Source organism: Sphingomonas sp. 67-41, assembly GCF_001899725.1.
GTDB lineage: Bacteria > Pseudomonadota > Alphaproteobacteria > Sphingomonadales > Sphingomonadaceae > Sphingomonas > Sphingomonas leidyi.
Genome location: NZ_MKWJ01000001.1, coordinates 354,752 through 368,187, shown reverse-complemented (window position 1 = coordinate 368,187; position 13,436 = coordinate 354,752). Strand labels below are relative to the sequence as shown.

Genomic DNA, 13,436 nt, shown 5'->3' with positions numbered 1-13,436 from the left:
CTTCGGCATGTTCTCGAGAACGGTGGCGACGGCTGCTTCGAGCGCGATCGTGATCTTCGACATTGCGTATCCCCTGTTTCGTCCGGGCCCGCCGGGTCTCGGCTGCCGTTCACAGGGGCAACATGGCTTCTAATCCTTTAACAGATCCCTTAAAATCCTATATGTAGTCCTACCAGTCATGGATTTTCGCCATGACGAGGCGTTCCGCACAAAGTACGGAAAATACATGATATTAATGGAGATCCGCGCCTGAAAGGCTGCCGGTGCCATCATTATAGGATAAAATAATTTAGCCTGCGAATTGTTCCGGGCGGATTCGACGATCGATGAATCCGAGCAGCCATTGGCGGTGCGCCTGGGTGGCGTTGCCCGCCGTGGCGATTCGGTGATCGGCCGCACCGCCGCCGATCTGGGCGGCCAGCAGCATGCGCGCCCGGCCCGGCTCGATCCCCCCGGCGAGGAACTTCTTCGCGTCGCCGAGCCCCAGATGATGCGTGAGATAGGCCGACTTCGCCAATGTCTCGGCATCGGTGTGGACGCGGATGCCCGATTGCTCGAGCCGCGAAAGGTTGAACTTGGCGAGATCGGCAACGCCCAGGATCGAGGCCTGGCCGTCATAGCGCAATGCCAGCAGCGCGCTGCGCGCGCCCGGCAGCACCTGGCCGCGCCCGTCGAGCCAGCCGCGATCGGCAGCCAGCTGGTTGAGCCAAGTGCCCGAGGTTTCGGCGAGATGCTCCCAGGTGCCGCTGAGGAACTGGCCGAGCCCGGCTGCGCTGGAGCGCGGATTGCGCGACATGGTGTTCCAGCTGCCGTCGCGCCCCTTGGCGGCTTCGGCGTCGACGATGGCGGCCAGCGCGGTCGCGGGAATGCCGGTGCGTGCCTCGGCCATGGTCAGGGCCGGCGCAAAGCGGGTGTTGGCGCCGAGCGCGAGGCCGGAGACCACCGCGCCCCTGGCGACCGAGACGGTAGTCTCGGTACCCATCGCGGCGGCCATGGCGCGGCTGCGTTCCTCGGCGGTATCGCCGATCGCGCCGCGCAGATCCTCGATACAGTCGTCGGCGAAATCCTTGCCGACGCCTTTCCGGTGACAGGCACAGGCGCAACCGCAATTGCATCCCTGCACGCCGTTCGTCTGGCCGTTGACCCGGCCGCCGAGCAGGTCGAGCAGCGAATCGCCGCTGAGGCCGGTCTGGCCGATACCGTTGCCCTTGCGGTCGTCGCGCTCGCCATCGCCGAGCGCGGCGCGCCACAGCCGGCTGGCGAGCTCGGTCTGCGCCTCGGTGTAGATCACCTTGGCACGGTTTGCGGGGCTGAGCTGGGAGAGGTCCGCGCGCGGAATCATGCGCTGCGCTCCGCATTGCGACGCGCCACGACCAGCTTCGCGGCGGCGATATCGTCGATCATCGCCTGCTCGGCCCCGGCCGCGGCGCGCTCGGCCTCGTCCTTGAAGCGATCCGCCGCGCCTTCGATGGCGCGCATCGTGCCATAGGCTTCCACGGCCTGGGCGCGCAGATGGGTGAGCCGCCCATGGGCGAGTTGCGACTGGCGATCGAGCCGGGCGCGCTCGGCCTTCATCCGCAACGTCCAGGCGTCGCTGGCGATCGGTACGGTGGCGGCGAGCGCGCGCTCCTCGCGGATGCGGATCTCGTGGGCCCGGGTCTGGTGGTTGAGCGTGCTGATCGTCTCGATCTCGACGCTGATCGACACCTTCACCGTGTCGACCTCGCGGCGCTGGACGCGCAGTGCGGTGTCGAACGGGGTCATTCGTCCATCTCCATGCTCAGCGCGACGATCTCGCCGAGCGCGGCGAAGGCGGCATCGGCATTGCCCTCGTCATTCTTGCCCTGGTTGAGCATCGCCTCGATCTGCGGGGCGAGCGCCACCGCGCGGTCGACCTCGGGCGAGGAGCCGGCCTTGTAGGCGCCGAGCCGGACCATCTCTTCCATGTCGGAATAGGTGGAGAGCAGCTTGCGCGCGCCGACGCGGATGTCGTTCTGCGCGTCGTCCATGCAGTGCGGCAGGGTGCGCGAGACCGATTTGAGGATGTCGATCGCCGGATAGCGGCCGCGCTCGGCAATCGCGCGACGCATCACGACGTGACCGTCGAGAATGCCGCGTACCGCATCGGCGACCGGCTCGTTATGGTCGTCGCCGTCGACCAGCACGGTGAACAGGCCGGTGATCATGCCCTTGCCCGGCGCACCGGGGCCGGCGCGCTCGAGCAGGCGGGGCAGCTCGGCGAAGACGGTGGGGGTATAGCCCTTGGTCGCCGGCGGCTCGCCGCTGGCCAGGCCGATCTCGCGCTGCGCCATGGCGAAGCGGGTGACCGAGTCCATCAGGCACAGCACGTTGAGGCCCTGGTCGCGGAAATGCTCGGCGACGGCGAGCGTGGTCCAGGCGGCCTGGCGGCGCATCAGCGCCGGTTCGTCCGACGTGGCGACGACGACGACCGAGCGGGCCATGCCCTCGGGGCCCAGATCGTCCTCGATGAATTCCTGCACTTCGCGGCCGCGCTCGCCGATCAGGCCGATCACCGCGACGTCGCACTGGGTCCAGCGCGCCAGCATCGAGAGCAGCACCGACTTGCCGACGCCCGAGCCCGCGAACAGGCCGAGCCGCTGGCCGCGGCACAGCGGGACGAACAGGTCGAGCGTCCGCACCCCGGTCTCGATCCGCTCGCCCACCCGGGCGCGATTGGCGGCGGCGGGGGGCGGGGCCTTGATGGGCTGCGGATCGGCGCCGTTGGGAAGCGGGCCGAGCCCGTCGACCGGGCGGCCGAGCCCGTCGACCATCCGCCCGAGCCAGGCCTGGGAAGGGCGGACGCTGAACTGGCCGGCGCCGAGTTCGGCGCGCGCGCCCAGGCCCACGCCCTGCGGATCGACGAAGGGAAGGCAGAGCGCGACTTCGCGGTCGAGCGCAGTCACTTCCGCCTGGACGATGCCGCCCGGCGCGGCGATCTCGATGCGGCTGCCGATCTGTGCGGCGCCGGCGAGCCCTTCCACTTCGATCAGCGCGCCGCGCACGGCGACGACGCGGCCGAAGCGGCGATCGGGCGTCATGTCCCGGATCGCACGGGCCGCGCTGGCGAGCGTCTGCACCTTGCGGCCCTCAGGCTGCCTGCGGGGCGGCGAGGGCGTCCTCGAACGCGATCACCTCGCGCGCGGTGGCCAGTGCCTTGTAATATTCGCCCTGGGCGATCTCGCTGGCGAAGCGGATACAGGCCGACTTGGCTTCCGGCACCTCGAGCGCGACGACCAGTGCGCCGACCAGCCCGACCACGATATCGTGGTGGCCGTCGCGGTTCGCCGGATCGATATAGGCGAGCATCGCGGCGAAATAGAGCTGGCGCGCGGGGGTGGTCGCTTCCTCGGGGCGCATGACCTCGCGCCCGCGCAGGATCGATACCTGGTTCTCCACGGCGATCTGGGTGCGGCCCACCGCGCGGATCACCGCGCCGTTGACGATCGCCTTCTCGCCGTCGCGAAGGGTGATGCGGAGCATTGGGGAACAGCCTTTCGTTCGTCTGGCTGCATTATAGGATGTCTTTCGCGTTGCCGGCGCCGCACCCGGCAAATTTTGCCCAGCGTATATCTTTGCGCCCTGCTTTGGGTCTTCGCTTCGCTCATCCTACAATTGAGGCGTGGCCCGCGCGCGTTCCGTGGGCATCGACGGGAGTTAACGTCTTGAGCCTCTATTCCGCTCTCTATGCCGGCGTCTCGGGCCTCAACGCGCAGTCGAGCGCGATGGCGGCGGTTGCCGACAACATCACCAACATCAACACCATCGGCTACAAGGGCGTCGAAGCCCAGTTCAAGACGATGGTGACGGATGGTCGCGCCCGCTCGAGCTATTCGGCCGGCGGCGTCGTCGCCGCGCCGATCGCGATGATCTCGAAGCAGGGCATGATGCAAGCTTCGAGCAACAGCACCGACATCGCGATCGACGGCAAGGGCTTCTTCGTCACTCGCACCGCCGCCGGCGGCCAGGGCGAAGTCGCCTTCACCCGCGCCGGTTCGTTCCGCGCCGACGAGGAAGGCTATCTGAAGAACCCGGCGACGGGCCTGTACCTCTATGGCTATCGCCTCGATGCCGAGGGCAAGTACGTCAACACCGGCAATCTCGACGATCTGGAGGCGATCCGCGTCAGCGACCTGACCGGCACCGCGGCGGCGACGTCGCGCATCCAGGCGCGCATCAACCTCAACACCGCGACCGACGTCTCGCCCGCCGCGGCCGGCTACACCAAGGGCGACCTGGCGAAATATGCCGCGAACAACAGCTACACGCCGAAGACCGAGAACCAGTTCCAGCGCTCGTTCACCGTCTACGACCAGCAGGGCGGCTCGCACACGCTGAACATGGCCTTCATCAAGACCGGCCCGAACGCGTGGAAGGCGGAAGTCTATTCCAACCCCCCCGGCGACGTCATGGACACCAGCGTCACTCCGGCGGTGAAGAGCACCAGCGGTTTCATCGCCGGCGGCGACGTCAATTTCAAACCGGACGGCAGCCTCGACCTCCCGGCGGGCAGCTGGCTGAACAGCGCGCTGAACATCACCTATTCCAACCAGGCGGCCTCGGTGCCGATCAAGTTGGAGATGGGCAGCGACGGCAAGATCGACGGCCTGACCCAGTTCGGCCAGCCGAGCTCGCTGATCTCGGGCAATACCGACGGCGGCACGCTGGGCAATCTGTCGCAGATCGAAATCACCAAGGAAGGCGTGGTCAACGCGGTGTTCGACGACGGCACCACCCGCTCGGTGTTCCAGCTCCCGCTGGCGACCTTCCAGAACCCGGACGGCCTCACCCGCGTGTCCGGCAATGCCTATACCGCCAGTCGGCTGTCGGGCGGCTTCACCCTGAACGAGCCGGGCGAGCTGGGTGCGGGCGCCATCGCGGCGAACTCGCTCGAGGCCTCGACGGTCGATCTGGCGGGCGAGTTCACCAACATGATCCGCTTCCAGCGCGCGTACAGCGCGTCGTCGAAGATCATCACGACGGTGGACGACATGCTGCGCGAAGTCAGCGACCTCAAGCGCTAACGCCAAGAGAACGTAGGGGAACATGGCGCTCAACGACATTCTCGGTACCGCGGTGTCCGGCCTGGCGGCAGCCCAGGCCGGCCTCCGCGCGGTTTCCAACAACATCGCGAATGTCGGGGTGGCCGGCTATGCGCGCGAGCGCGTCAACCTCACGACGGGCGTGGTCTCGGGTCAGGTCAGCGGCGTCGTGGTGGGCGAGCCCACCCGCGTCGCCGATCGTTTCCTCGAGGCGACGGTGTACAACCGGGCGGGCGATTACGGCCGCACCGAAGTGACCGCCAACTATCTCGACCGCCTGCAGGCGCTCCTCGGGCAGCCGGGGGCCTCTTCCGGCCTGTCGGCGCGCCTCGACGCGGTCTCGGCCTCGGCGGTGGCGATGACCGGCTCGCTGGGCTCCACGCAGACGGTGGCGCAGTTCACCAACGACGTGCAGGACGCGATCAGCTCGATGCAGCAGATGGACAATGACGTGTCCCAGCTGCGCTCCGACGTGGAATCGGAGGTCGGCTACTCGGTCGACAAGATCAACACCCTGCTCAAGCGCATCTACGACCTGAACGGCACGGTGGCGCAGGCGACCGGCCTTGGCCGCAGCGCCGGCGGTGCGGCCGATCAGCGGATGAGCGCGATCGAGGAGCTGAGCGGGCTGATGCAGGTCACTGTCCGCGATCAGGCGGACGGCCGCGTCACCATCGAGACGGCCAATGGCCAGATGCTGCTCGACAAGCGCCTGCGGCAGCTTTCCTATCCCAGCGCCGGAGGGGCTTCGCAGCCGACCTATCCGGCGATCGAGATCCGTTTCGCCCAGCCCGACGCGGCCACCGGCGACAAGATCGATTCCGCTGCGATCGGTGGCAAGCTGGGCGGGCTGCTCGATCTGCGCGATCGTGCGCTGCCGGCATTCTCCGAGCAGCTCGGCACGTTGTTCACCGGCCTGTCGCAGGCGCTGAATTCGGTATCGAACGCGGGCAGCACCGTGCCGCCTCCGGCCGCGCTCATCGGCCGCAACAGCGGCATGGCGGGCAGCGATCGCCTGGGCTTCGCCGGCGCGGCGACCTTCGCGGTCACCAAGGCGGACGGCACGCTGGTCGCCAGCACCAAGATCGATTTCGACGCGCTCGGCCCGAACGCGACGATCGACGACATGGTCACCGCGATCAATACCGGCCTTGGCGGCGCCGGCACGGCCAGCTTTGCCGATGGCAAGCTCAGCATCGTCGCCAATGGCGCCGGCAACGGCGTGGCGATCGGCCAGGACGCGACCAAGCCCAGCGCGCGCGCCGGGCAGGGCGTCTCCCAATTCTTCGGGCTCAACGATCTGGTCCGCAGCGACAGCTCCTCGCTGGTGCCTTCGGGCTTCGCGGCCGGCGATCCGCATGGCTTCGCTACCGGCGAGACCACGCAGATCGTGCTGCGCGACAGCTCCGGCCGGGCGCTGACCAGCTACACGCTGACGCCCGCCACCGGCGGCACGTTCGGCGACCTCGTCAACGATCTGAACGGCAGCCCGCTCTCCAATTTCGGCACCTTCTCGCTGGACGATAGCGGCCGCCTGCGCTTCGCCCCGGCGGCAAGCGTTGCCGGCGCGACGCTCTCGATCCCGGCGGACTCGACCAACCGCCTCGGCACCGGGCGCTCCTTCGCCCAGATGATGAACCTCACCGGCGCGTCGAGCGGGCTCGGCAGTGCGCAGGTGCGGCCCGATATCCTCGCGGACTCCTCCAAGCTCGGCCTCGCCCGGCTGCAGGACGTCGCGGCCGGCGCCAAGGCGCTCGGCTCCGGCGACACGCGCGGGGCGACGGCCTTCGTCAACAAGCTCGGCAGCGCGATCGATCTCGGCAAGGACGGCAAGTCGACCGTCGATGCCTTTGCCAGCAACCTGATGGGCCGGATCGGCCTCGATGCGAACCAAGCCAAGGGCCAGCTCGCCGATGCCACGGCGCGCCGCGACGACGCGATCACCCGCCGCGACAGCTTCGCGGGCGTCAATATCGACGAGGAACTCTCGCAGATGGTGGTGCTGCAGAACAGCTATTCGGCCGCCGCGCGCGTGATCTCCACCGCGAACGACATGTACGACACGCTCCTCGGCATGCTCCGATAGGGCTGGAAGAAGAAGGGAAGACCCATGACCCGCGTTGCCACGATTCCGCTCCAGCGCACCATGGCGAGCGCGATCTCGCGCGCGCAGGAGCAGCTGGCCGACACCCAGCGGCAGCTCTCGACCCGCAAGAAGGCCGCGACCTTCGCCGATCTCGGCACCGAGGCGGTGCGCAATCTCTCCGCGCACTCGCTGCTGGCCCGCCAGGACGCGCAGGCCACCGTGTCGAAGCGGGTCGGCACCACGCTCTCGCTCTACCAGGCCAATCTCGAAGGCATCGACGATGCGACCTCGGATCTGCGCACCAGCCTGATGAAGGCCGTCGGCACCGGCGATTCCGCCGGCCTGCAGGAAGCGATCCAGACCGCCTTCGATCAGTTCCGCACCTCGCTCAATGCTTCGGAGGGCGGCACGCCGCTGTTCGGCGGCAGCCAGGTCGATCAGGCGCCCTTCTCGGTGGACACGCTCGCCCAGGCGGCGACCACGCCGGGCGCCAGCGCCTTCCACAACGACACGGTGCGCGCCAATGCGCGCGTGGCCGACGGCGTGGACATCAGCTACGGCGTCGGGGCGAGCGAGATCGGCGCCAATCTCTACGAGGCGTTCCGCACGCTCGGCCAGGCCGGCGACATCGGCACCAAGCCCACCGACGCGCAGATGGATGCGATCAAGCAGGCAGTGGCGCAGCTCAATACCGGCCTTGGCGACGTGCGGGCGATCAACGCCGACAACGGCCGCAAGCAGAACCAGGTCGATACGCTGACCGCGCGGGGCGAAGCCCGCGGGCTGGTGCTGCAGGGCGTGATCCAGGACAATGAGGATGCCGATCTCGGCCAGGTCGCGATCGACCTTGCCCAGCAGAAGACCGTGCTCGAGGCGAGCTATTCGGTGTTCGCCCAGCTGTCGGGACTGAACCTGGCCGCCTATCTGAAATAATAGGGCGCAACGCTCTCGCATGTCCGGCGAAGGCCGGGGCCTGGCCATCGTGCCCGGGCCCCGGCCTTCGCCTTGTTGTTCGTGCAGTGCAGGGGAGCTGGCGCAGCCGGCGCGCGTTGCCGCCCGTTCGGGCGCCGGGACCAGCCGCGATGTTGGAACCGCGGCCTTTATCCGCGGGGACGGCGAGAGGCTCAGCCCCCGGCGTCGAGCAGGTCGCCGATCGCGCCCGCCGGGCTCGCCTCCGGGATCGCGCCGATCGCGGCGTCGAGGCTGGCCGGGTCGATCTTGTCGATGCTGGCGGTCAGCATGTCGAATGCGCCGGCGGTCGGCAGGCCCTTGAACGCCGCGGCGTAGCGGCCGTGCAGCGCGCGCAGCCTGTCCTCCCGGCCGAGCATCGCCAGTGCCACCGCATAGCGCAGCACCGCCGCCTGTTGCGGCGCGCCAAGGCCCTTGCCCGGGGGCAGGCCCCTCTCGCTCTCCGTCACGAAGGAGCCCCAGTCCTGGGTGCGCCAATGGATCTCGGCGCGTACCGCCGCGCCGTCCGGCACGCCGTCCAGCGCCGCCGCGGCGGCGTCGTCCTTGCCCAGCCGATGGAACGCCACGGCTTCCATCCGCTTGCGGTCCCAGCGCATCTGGGCGGTATAGCTTGGCTGCTCGGTGGCCTGCAGCGCCTTGAGCGCCAGGTCCGGCCGGCCGGCGAGGATCTGCAACATCGCCACCCGCACCGAGAGCGGGCCCTGCGCCACGTCCTGCGCACGCTGGGTCAGCTGGTAGGAAAGCAGCTCGGCGGCGCGGGCATAGAGGCCGGCGGCCTGGAGCCGGTCGGCCAGGCGATTGGCGAGCAGGTCGCCATCGCCGCCCGAGGGCGCCAGCTCGCGATAGTCCCAATAGAGGCCGGCGGCCTGGGCGAGCGGCACGCCGCTTTCCGGCGCCAGCACCGCGCTCAGCGCTTGCTGCAACTCGGCGAGCATCGGCCCGGCCTGGGTGCCCAGCTTGAAATAGCGCAGCAGGGTGGCGCCGCTCTTCAGCTCCGCGCGCAGGTCCTGCTGTTCCTTGGCCAGGCCATATTCGATGGTCAGCGCCCGCCGCTCGACCGGGCCGCCGCGCCAGCCGAAGCGCATCGCGTCGAGCTGGCGGATCGCTTCCGGCGGCGCGATCGCATGGCCGGCGATCGACACTTCGATCGCGCCGAGCCGGGCGCCGGCCCGTACTTCGGGCGTGCCGGTGAGGGCCGCGCGCTCGAAGCGCAGCCGGGCCCCCGCCAGGGCCTTCTGCACCAGCAGCGCGCGACCGCGCAGCAGGTTGGCGTCGCCGTTGCGATCGCCGAACAGCTGGAGCCATTGCAGCGCCGGCTGGGGCTGGCCGGCATCGATCGCGGCGCCGGCCGCGGCGAGCATGAAGGGGGCGCGGTCGCGCGGGGCGCGGGCGTTGATCGCGCCGCTGGCGCAGGCGATCTGTCCCACCGCTTCGGGCGCGGCGCCCGAATGGGCGAGCGCGCGCATCCGCCAGGCACATGCCTCCGCATTGCCGGAGAGTTCGGCGGTGCTCAGCGATTCCACGGCCTCGGCATCGCGGCCCAGCAGGGTGAGCGCCGCGCCGCGCGCAAGCTGATAGGGGGCGACGAGCGCAAGGTCGGGATCGGCGAGGCGCATCGCCTCGAGCACGCCCAGCGCCTCGGCGCCGCGATCCTGGCCGATCAGGCCCCGGGCAAAGGTCCAGCGCACCGATTGGCGCGTGTCGGGAGTCGCGGTGGCGAGCTGGTGCCACGCCTCGGTGCCGGTGATGCCGGTCCAGCCGTCCGCGCCGGTGATCATCGGCATCTGGGCCAGCGTTGCGGCGAAGCGGGGCAGGGCGACGCTCGGGATGGCGGCGGGCGGCTTGGTTGCGGCCGCCGGAGTGGCGGCGGGAGTGGGGGCGGCGTGCGGGGCAGGCGCGGTGCCCGCGGCAAGGATCAGCAACAGGCCGCGCATCAGCCGAGCCCGAACGGCCGGATCGCGACGACGACGATGCCGCCGCCGATACAGGCGAGCAGGAAGAGAATGGCGTGCAGCATCGGCAGCCCCGCCTTGGCCGGAGCGGGCGGCGGCGCCGGGGGACGGACGATCTCGGCCGTCTCCTCGATGGTCACCCGCACATTGGGATGCCTTCCATTATCGACGACACGCATCTTTCTCGGGCGCTGATCGTGGCTCAACTCGTCACCTGCTTGCTGATTCCATTCTATTATAGAGGGATGGGTGCCCGATGTGGGCGCCGGGCATGGATATCGGAGGACGGGATTTTGCGACGCGAAACGCTGGTGGCGCTGGGTCTTGCGGCATTGCCGCTGCCGGGCGGTGGCGCGCAGGCCTCGGGCGGCGGCGCCGCCGCGGGCGAGGGCCTGCATCTCGTGACCATGGAAGAGATCACCGTGCCGATCGTCGACGCGGATCGCGTCAACGGCGCGTTGCGCTTCAAGCTGGTGATCGATGCGGGCTCGCCCGAGGTCGCCACCAGGCTGAACGGCGAGATGCCGGTGCTGCGCGCCGCGACGGTGGCGGCGGGACTGGAGTTCGCCCGGCTCAATGCCTCGGCGCTGCGCGCGGTCGATGCCCAGCGGCTCGACCATGACCTGACCGCCGCGCTGAAGGTGGCCGAACCCGGCCTGGTCCGCGTGCTGATCGTCGAAGTCGACGCGCGCACCGGCTGATCGGATTCACCGGAAGGTGCGGATGGGCCGCCCCGGCATCCCGCCCGGGCGGCCCTTTCGCGTCAGCGGCGTGCCGTCGCGGCCGGTCCCATCGCCCGGCCGGGCTGGGCGCGCACCGCCGGCGGCGCCGGGGGATGGGCGGCGTTGCGGCGCGCCATCGCCATGCTGAGCGCGGCGGCGCCCTTGGGCGTCATCGCCGCCATGATCATCGCGGTCGAGCGCTCGCGCATCCGCTGCGCGACTTTCATCTGCACTTCCATGTCGAGCTGCTCGAAGACCACCGCGGCGGCCTTGGGCTTCATCGCCTGGTAGATCCGGGCCAGCTCGTCGAACTGCGAGTCCGCCGGGGAAGGCGCGCCGGGCGCGCCGCCCGGACCCATGCCGGCCTGCAGCTGCGCCTCGTCCTGCTTCCGGCGCGCTTCCACATCGGCGGCGAGCCGGGCCGAGGCGGCCTTGGCCGCCTGTTCGCGCAGGTCGAGCCCGCGCTTGCGGCGGGCGGCGGCGGCATCGCGGTCGCTCATGTCCTGGGTGATCGCGTTGCCGAGACGGGTCTGGGCCGTGTCCTGCTGGCCGGTCGCGATCGTCGCCGCATTGGCGACCACGGCGAGCCCCGCCACGCCGGCGGTGAGCAGGAGCAGCGAGGGGCGGGCCATCACGCGGCCTCCGCCAGCGGGGCGTCGCCCTCGGCCGCGGGCGACGGTTCGCCTGCTTCCGCGTCGCGCTGGGCATTGGCCATGCCGACCGCGTTGACGATCCGCTCGGCGGCGGCGTCGGCGATGCCGGTCATCAGGCTCAGCTCGTCGCGCAGCTCGCGGGCGCGCTCGACCAGCTGGGCGTGGCGGGCGCAATCGGTGCCCAGCGTGTGCTTCATGTCCGAAAGCACGGCACGGGCCTGGACGGTGGCGACTTGCAGGGCCTCCACCACCTGGGTGAGCGCGCCGTCCTTCACGGTGCGCAGGCTCTTCATCATCCGCACGCTCTGCACGAGCACGGCCATGCACAGGATGATCGTCAGCACATTGGCGAGTAGCGCGATGCTCATTGCTTCACCTTCTTGTCGGAGGAAACGTCGTTGATCAGGCGCACGGCGACCTGGCCGTTGCGCTGGCCGATCTGGCCCTGGGCGAGCTTCACGCCGCCGCAGGCGACGTCGAGAGCATCGTCCGGGCTCTTGTGGAGCGCGATGGTCTGGCCGATCTCGAGGTTGCGCAGGTCGGCGATCGACATTGCCTTTTCGCCCAGCAGCACGCTCATCGAGACGTTGGTCTTGCGCACCTCGGCGGCCATGTGCGCCTCCCAGATGCTGTCGCGGCCGCTCTTCTCGCCCATGAAGCGCTGGAGCAGCTTGTCGCGCACCGGCTCCAGCGTCGCATAGGGGAACACCAGGGTGAACCGTCCGCCGCGCCCGTCCATGTCGACGCGGAAGGTCGCGGTCGCGCAGATGTTGGACACGCCGGCGATCGCGGCGAAGCGCGGATTGGTCTCGATGCGCTCGAGATTCATGTTTACCGGCTCGATCGGGGCGAACGCCTCCGAGAAGTCGTCGAGCGCCAGCGTCAGCATGCGCGAGACCAGGCCGGTCTCGATGGTGGTGAAGGCGCGGCCGTCGATCACCATCGGCGAGCCGCCGCCGCCGCGCCCGCCGAGCAGCGCGTCGACCACCGAATAGATCAGGTTGGAATCGACGGTGACGAGGCCGTAGCTCTCCCATTCCTCGATCTTGAACACGCCCACCATCGCCGGCAGCGCGACGCGGTTCATGAACTCGCCGAAGCGAGTCGAAGTCACTTCCTCCAGGCTCACGTCGACGCCGTCCGAGGTGAGGTTGCGCATCGAGCTGGCGAAGGAACGCACCACCCGGTCGCACACCACTTCGAGCATCGGCAGGCGTTCGTGGCTGATGACCTTGGATTCGATGACGGCGCGCAGGCCGGACTTGCGGGCGATGGGCCCCACATCGCCGAACAGCGCGTCGATATCGGCCTGGTCGAACACGCCGCCGCCCATCTCGCCCGGGGGGGCGGGGGGATCGGGAAGATCGAAGTCCTCGAGATCGATCATTGCTGCACCAGATCCTGGATGAGGATGTCCTTCACCTGCCCCTCGCCGAGCGTGGCGGTGGCGCGCACCATCATCTCTTCCTTGATGCGGAAGACCGCGGCCGATCCGGACAGGTCCTCGGGGCGCAGCTCGCGCAGGAAGGGCTGGAAGCTGTCCAGCACCAGCGGCAGCTTCTCCTTCAGCCCGTCCGGGGCGATGCCGTCGCCCGGCACGATCATGAAATGGATCCTGAGGAAGCGCGCCTGGCCGTCGGGCGAGCGCAGGTTCACCAGCATCGCGGGCACGTCGACAAAGGCGCCCTTGCCCGCGTCGCCCGCCGCCGCCTCGCCATGGCCGCCGCCGCTCGCCGCGGCTTCCTTTGCGCCGCCATGCGCGTCCTTGGCGCCTTCCGCCTTGGCGCCGGAGCCGGAGAGCATGAAGGCCGCGCCGCCGCCGCCGCCAAGCAGCAGCACGGCCGCCGCGGCGCCGATGAGGATCAGCTTCTTCCTCGATTTGGGCTCGGCCGGCTTCGCGGCTTCGGCGCCCTCCTCGATGATTTCCGGAGACGACATTCCCTGGTGACCTTCCGAAATCTGCGCGCCGACACCGCGTCGGTGCATTTTCTCCT

14 protein-coding genes are annotated in these 13,436 nt (G+C 69.5%); 4 read left to right on the top strand and 10 right to left on the bottom strand.

All coding sequences use genetic code 11. The annotated features are described in order from the left end of the window. Positions 1-289: 289 nt before the first annotated feature. The 4 genes from BGP17_RS01750 to BGP17_RS01735 are packed head-to-tail and all read right to left on the bottom strand — an operon-like array spanning position 290 to position 3,501. Positions 290-1,342, bottom strand: a complete 1,053-nt coding sequence (locus tag BGP17_RS01750; protein ID WP_167300897.1) for a peptidoglycan-binding protein — start codon at positions 1,340-1,342, stop codon at positions 290-292. Then, a complete protein-coding gene (locus tag BGP17_RS01745) occupies positions 1,339-1,764 on the bottom strand; it encodes a hypothetical protein (protein ID WP_286710801.1) in 426 nt (141 codons plus the stop codon). The genes BGP17_RS01750 and BGP17_RS01745 overlap by 4 nt, the downstream gene beginning before the upstream one ends. Then, positions 1,761-3,098 (bottom strand): flagellar protein export ATPase FliI, encoded by a 1,338-nt coding sequence (gene fliI, locus BGP17_RS01740; RefSeq protein ID WP_167300896.1) that lies wholly within the window; start codon positions 3,096-3,098, stop codon positions 1,761-1,763. Before fliI ends, BGP17_RS01745 begins: the two co-directional genes overlap by 4 nt. A 10-nt stretch (positions 3,099-3,108) precedes the next feature. After that, positions 3,109-3,501 (bottom strand): flagellar biosynthesis repressor FlbT, encoded by a 393-nt coding sequence (locus tag BGP17_RS01735; RefSeq protein WP_086130119.1) that lies wholly within the window; start codon positions 3,499-3,501, stop codon positions 3,109-3,111. Between the two features lie 182 nt (positions 3,502-3,683). On the opposite strand from BGP17_RS01735, the gene BGP17_RS01730 reads away from it, so the two are divergent. From BGP17_RS01730 to BGP17_RS01720, 3 genes are read left to right on the top strand one after another with little or no spacing between them, the layout of a single operon-like run. Further along, entirely contained in the window at positions 3,684-5,042 is a 1,359-nt protein-coding gene (locus tag BGP17_RS01730; RefSeq protein WP_279589448.1) for a flagellar hook protein FlgE, read from the top strand. Positions 5,043-5,064: 22 nt separating this feature from the next. Then, positions 5,065-7,146 carry a flagellar hook-associated protein FlgK gene (flgK, locus tag BGP17_RS01725; RefSeq protein ID WP_167300894.1) on the top strand — a complete coding sequence of 694 codons (2,082 nt, stop codon included), beginning with the start codon at positions 5,065-5,067 and terminating at the stop codon, positions 7,144-7,146. A 24-nt stretch (positions 7,147-7,170) separates the two neighbouring features. Further along, positions 7,171-8,079, top strand: coding sequence for a flagellin family protein (locus tag BGP17_RS01720; protein ID WP_167300893.1), 909 nt, complete (start codon positions 7,171-7,173; stop codon positions 8,077-8,079). A 191-nt stretch (positions 8,080-8,270) separates the two neighbouring features. Here BGP17_RS01720 and BGP17_RS01715 read toward each other — a convergent pair whose 3' ends face one another. Then, positions 8,271-10,049: a hypothetical protein gene (locus BGP17_RS01715; protein ID WP_286710800.1), complete on the bottom strand. Its 1,779-nt coding sequence runs from the start codon at positions 10,047-10,049 to the stop codon at positions 8,271-8,273. Beyond that, positions 10,049-10,246 carry a hypothetical protein gene (locus BGP17_RS01710; protein WP_167300892.1) on the bottom strand — a complete coding sequence of 66 codons (198 nt, stop codon included), beginning with the start codon at positions 10,244-10,246 and terminating at the stop codon, positions 10,049-10,051. The genes BGP17_RS01715 and BGP17_RS01710 overlap by 1 nt, the downstream gene beginning before the upstream one ends. 114 nt (positions 10,247-10,360) lie before the next feature. Here BGP17_RS01710 and BGP17_RS01705 point away from each other — a divergent pair, with 114 nt between their 5' ends. After that, positions 10,361-10,768 (top strand): hypothetical protein, encoded by a 408-nt coding sequence (locus tag BGP17_RS01705; protein ID WP_243857516.1) that lies wholly within the window; start codon positions 10,361-10,363, stop codon positions 10,766-10,768. Positions 10,769-10,830: 62 nt separating this feature from the next. Here the strand turns inward: BGP17_RS01705 and BGP17_RS01700 are convergent, their stop codons facing one another. The 4 genes from BGP17_RS01700 to BGP17_RS01685 are packed head-to-tail and all read right to left on the bottom strand — an operon-like array spanning position 10,831 to position 13,428. Next, positions 10,831-11,421: a MotE family protein gene (locus tag BGP17_RS01700; protein WP_167300891.1), complete on the bottom strand. Its 591-nt coding sequence runs from the start codon at positions 11,419-11,421 to the stop codon at positions 10,831-10,833. Beyond that, a complete protein-coding gene (locus BGP17_RS01695; protein ID WP_286710799.1) occupies positions 11,421-11,810 on the bottom strand; it encodes a DUF6468 domain-containing protein in 390 nt (129 codons plus the stop codon). Before BGP17_RS01695 ends, BGP17_RS01700 begins: the two co-directional genes overlap by 1 nt. Further along, positions 11,807-12,829 carry a flagellar motor switch protein FliM gene (fliM, locus tag BGP17_RS01690; protein ID WP_167300890.1) on the bottom strand — a complete coding sequence of 341 codons (1,023 nt, stop codon included), beginning with the start codon at positions 12,827-12,829 and terminating at the stop codon, positions 11,807-11,809. The genes BGP17_RS01695 and fliM overlap by 4 nt, the downstream gene beginning before the upstream one ends. Further along, positions 12,826-13,428: a flagellar basal body-associated FliL family protein gene (locus BGP17_RS01685; protein ID WP_502688445.1), complete on the bottom strand. Its 603-nt coding sequence runs from the start codon at positions 13,426-13,428 to the stop codon at positions 12,826-12,828. Before BGP17_RS01685 ends, fliM begins: the two co-directional genes overlap by 4 nt. Positions 13,429-13,436 lie beyond the last annotated feature (8 nt).

Coding starts and splice junctions, on each gene's coding strand:
- BGP17_RS01750 (WP_167300897.1), bottom strand. CDS start 1,342: ATGATTCCGCGCGCGGACCTCTCCCAGCTCAGCCCCGCAAACCGTGCC.
- BGP17_RS01745 (WP_286710801.1), bottom strand. CDS start 1,764: ATGACCCCGTTCGACACCGCACTGCGCGTCCAGCGCCGCGAGGTCGAC.
- BGP17_RS01735 (WP_086130119.1), bottom strand. CDS start 3,501: ATGCTCCGCATCACCCTTCGCGACGGCGAGAAGGCGATCGTCAACGGC.
- flgK (WP_167300894.1), top strand. CDS start 5,065: ATGGCGCTCAACGACATTCTCGGTACCGCGGTGTCCGGCCTGGCGGCA.
- BGP17_RS01720 (WP_167300893.1), top strand. CDS start 7,171: ATGACCCGCGTTGCCACGATTCCGCTCCAGCGCACCATGGCGAGCGCG.
- BGP17_RS01715 (WP_286710800.1), bottom strand. CDS start 10,049: ATGCGCGGCCTGTTGCTGATCCTTGCCGCGGGCACCGCGCCTGCCCCG.
- BGP17_RS01710 (WP_167300892.1), bottom strand. CDS start 10,246: ATGCGTGTCGTCGATAATGGAAGGCATCCCAATGTGCGGGTGACCATC.
- BGP17_RS01700 (WP_167300891.1), bottom strand. CDS start 11,421: ATGGCCCGCCCCTCGCTGCTCCTGCTCACCGCCGGCGTGGCGGGGCTC.
- BGP17_RS01695 (WP_286710799.1), bottom strand. CDS start 11,810: ATGAGCATCGCGCTACTCGCCAATGTGCTGACGATCATCCTGTGCATG.
- fliM (WP_167300890.1), bottom strand. CDS start 12,829: ATGATCGATCTCGAGGACTTCGATCTTCCCGATCCCCCCGCCCCCCCG.
- BGP17_RS01685 (WP_502688445.1), bottom strand. CDS start 13,428: ATGCACCGACGCGGTGTCGGCGCGCAGATTTCGGAAGGTCACCAGGGA.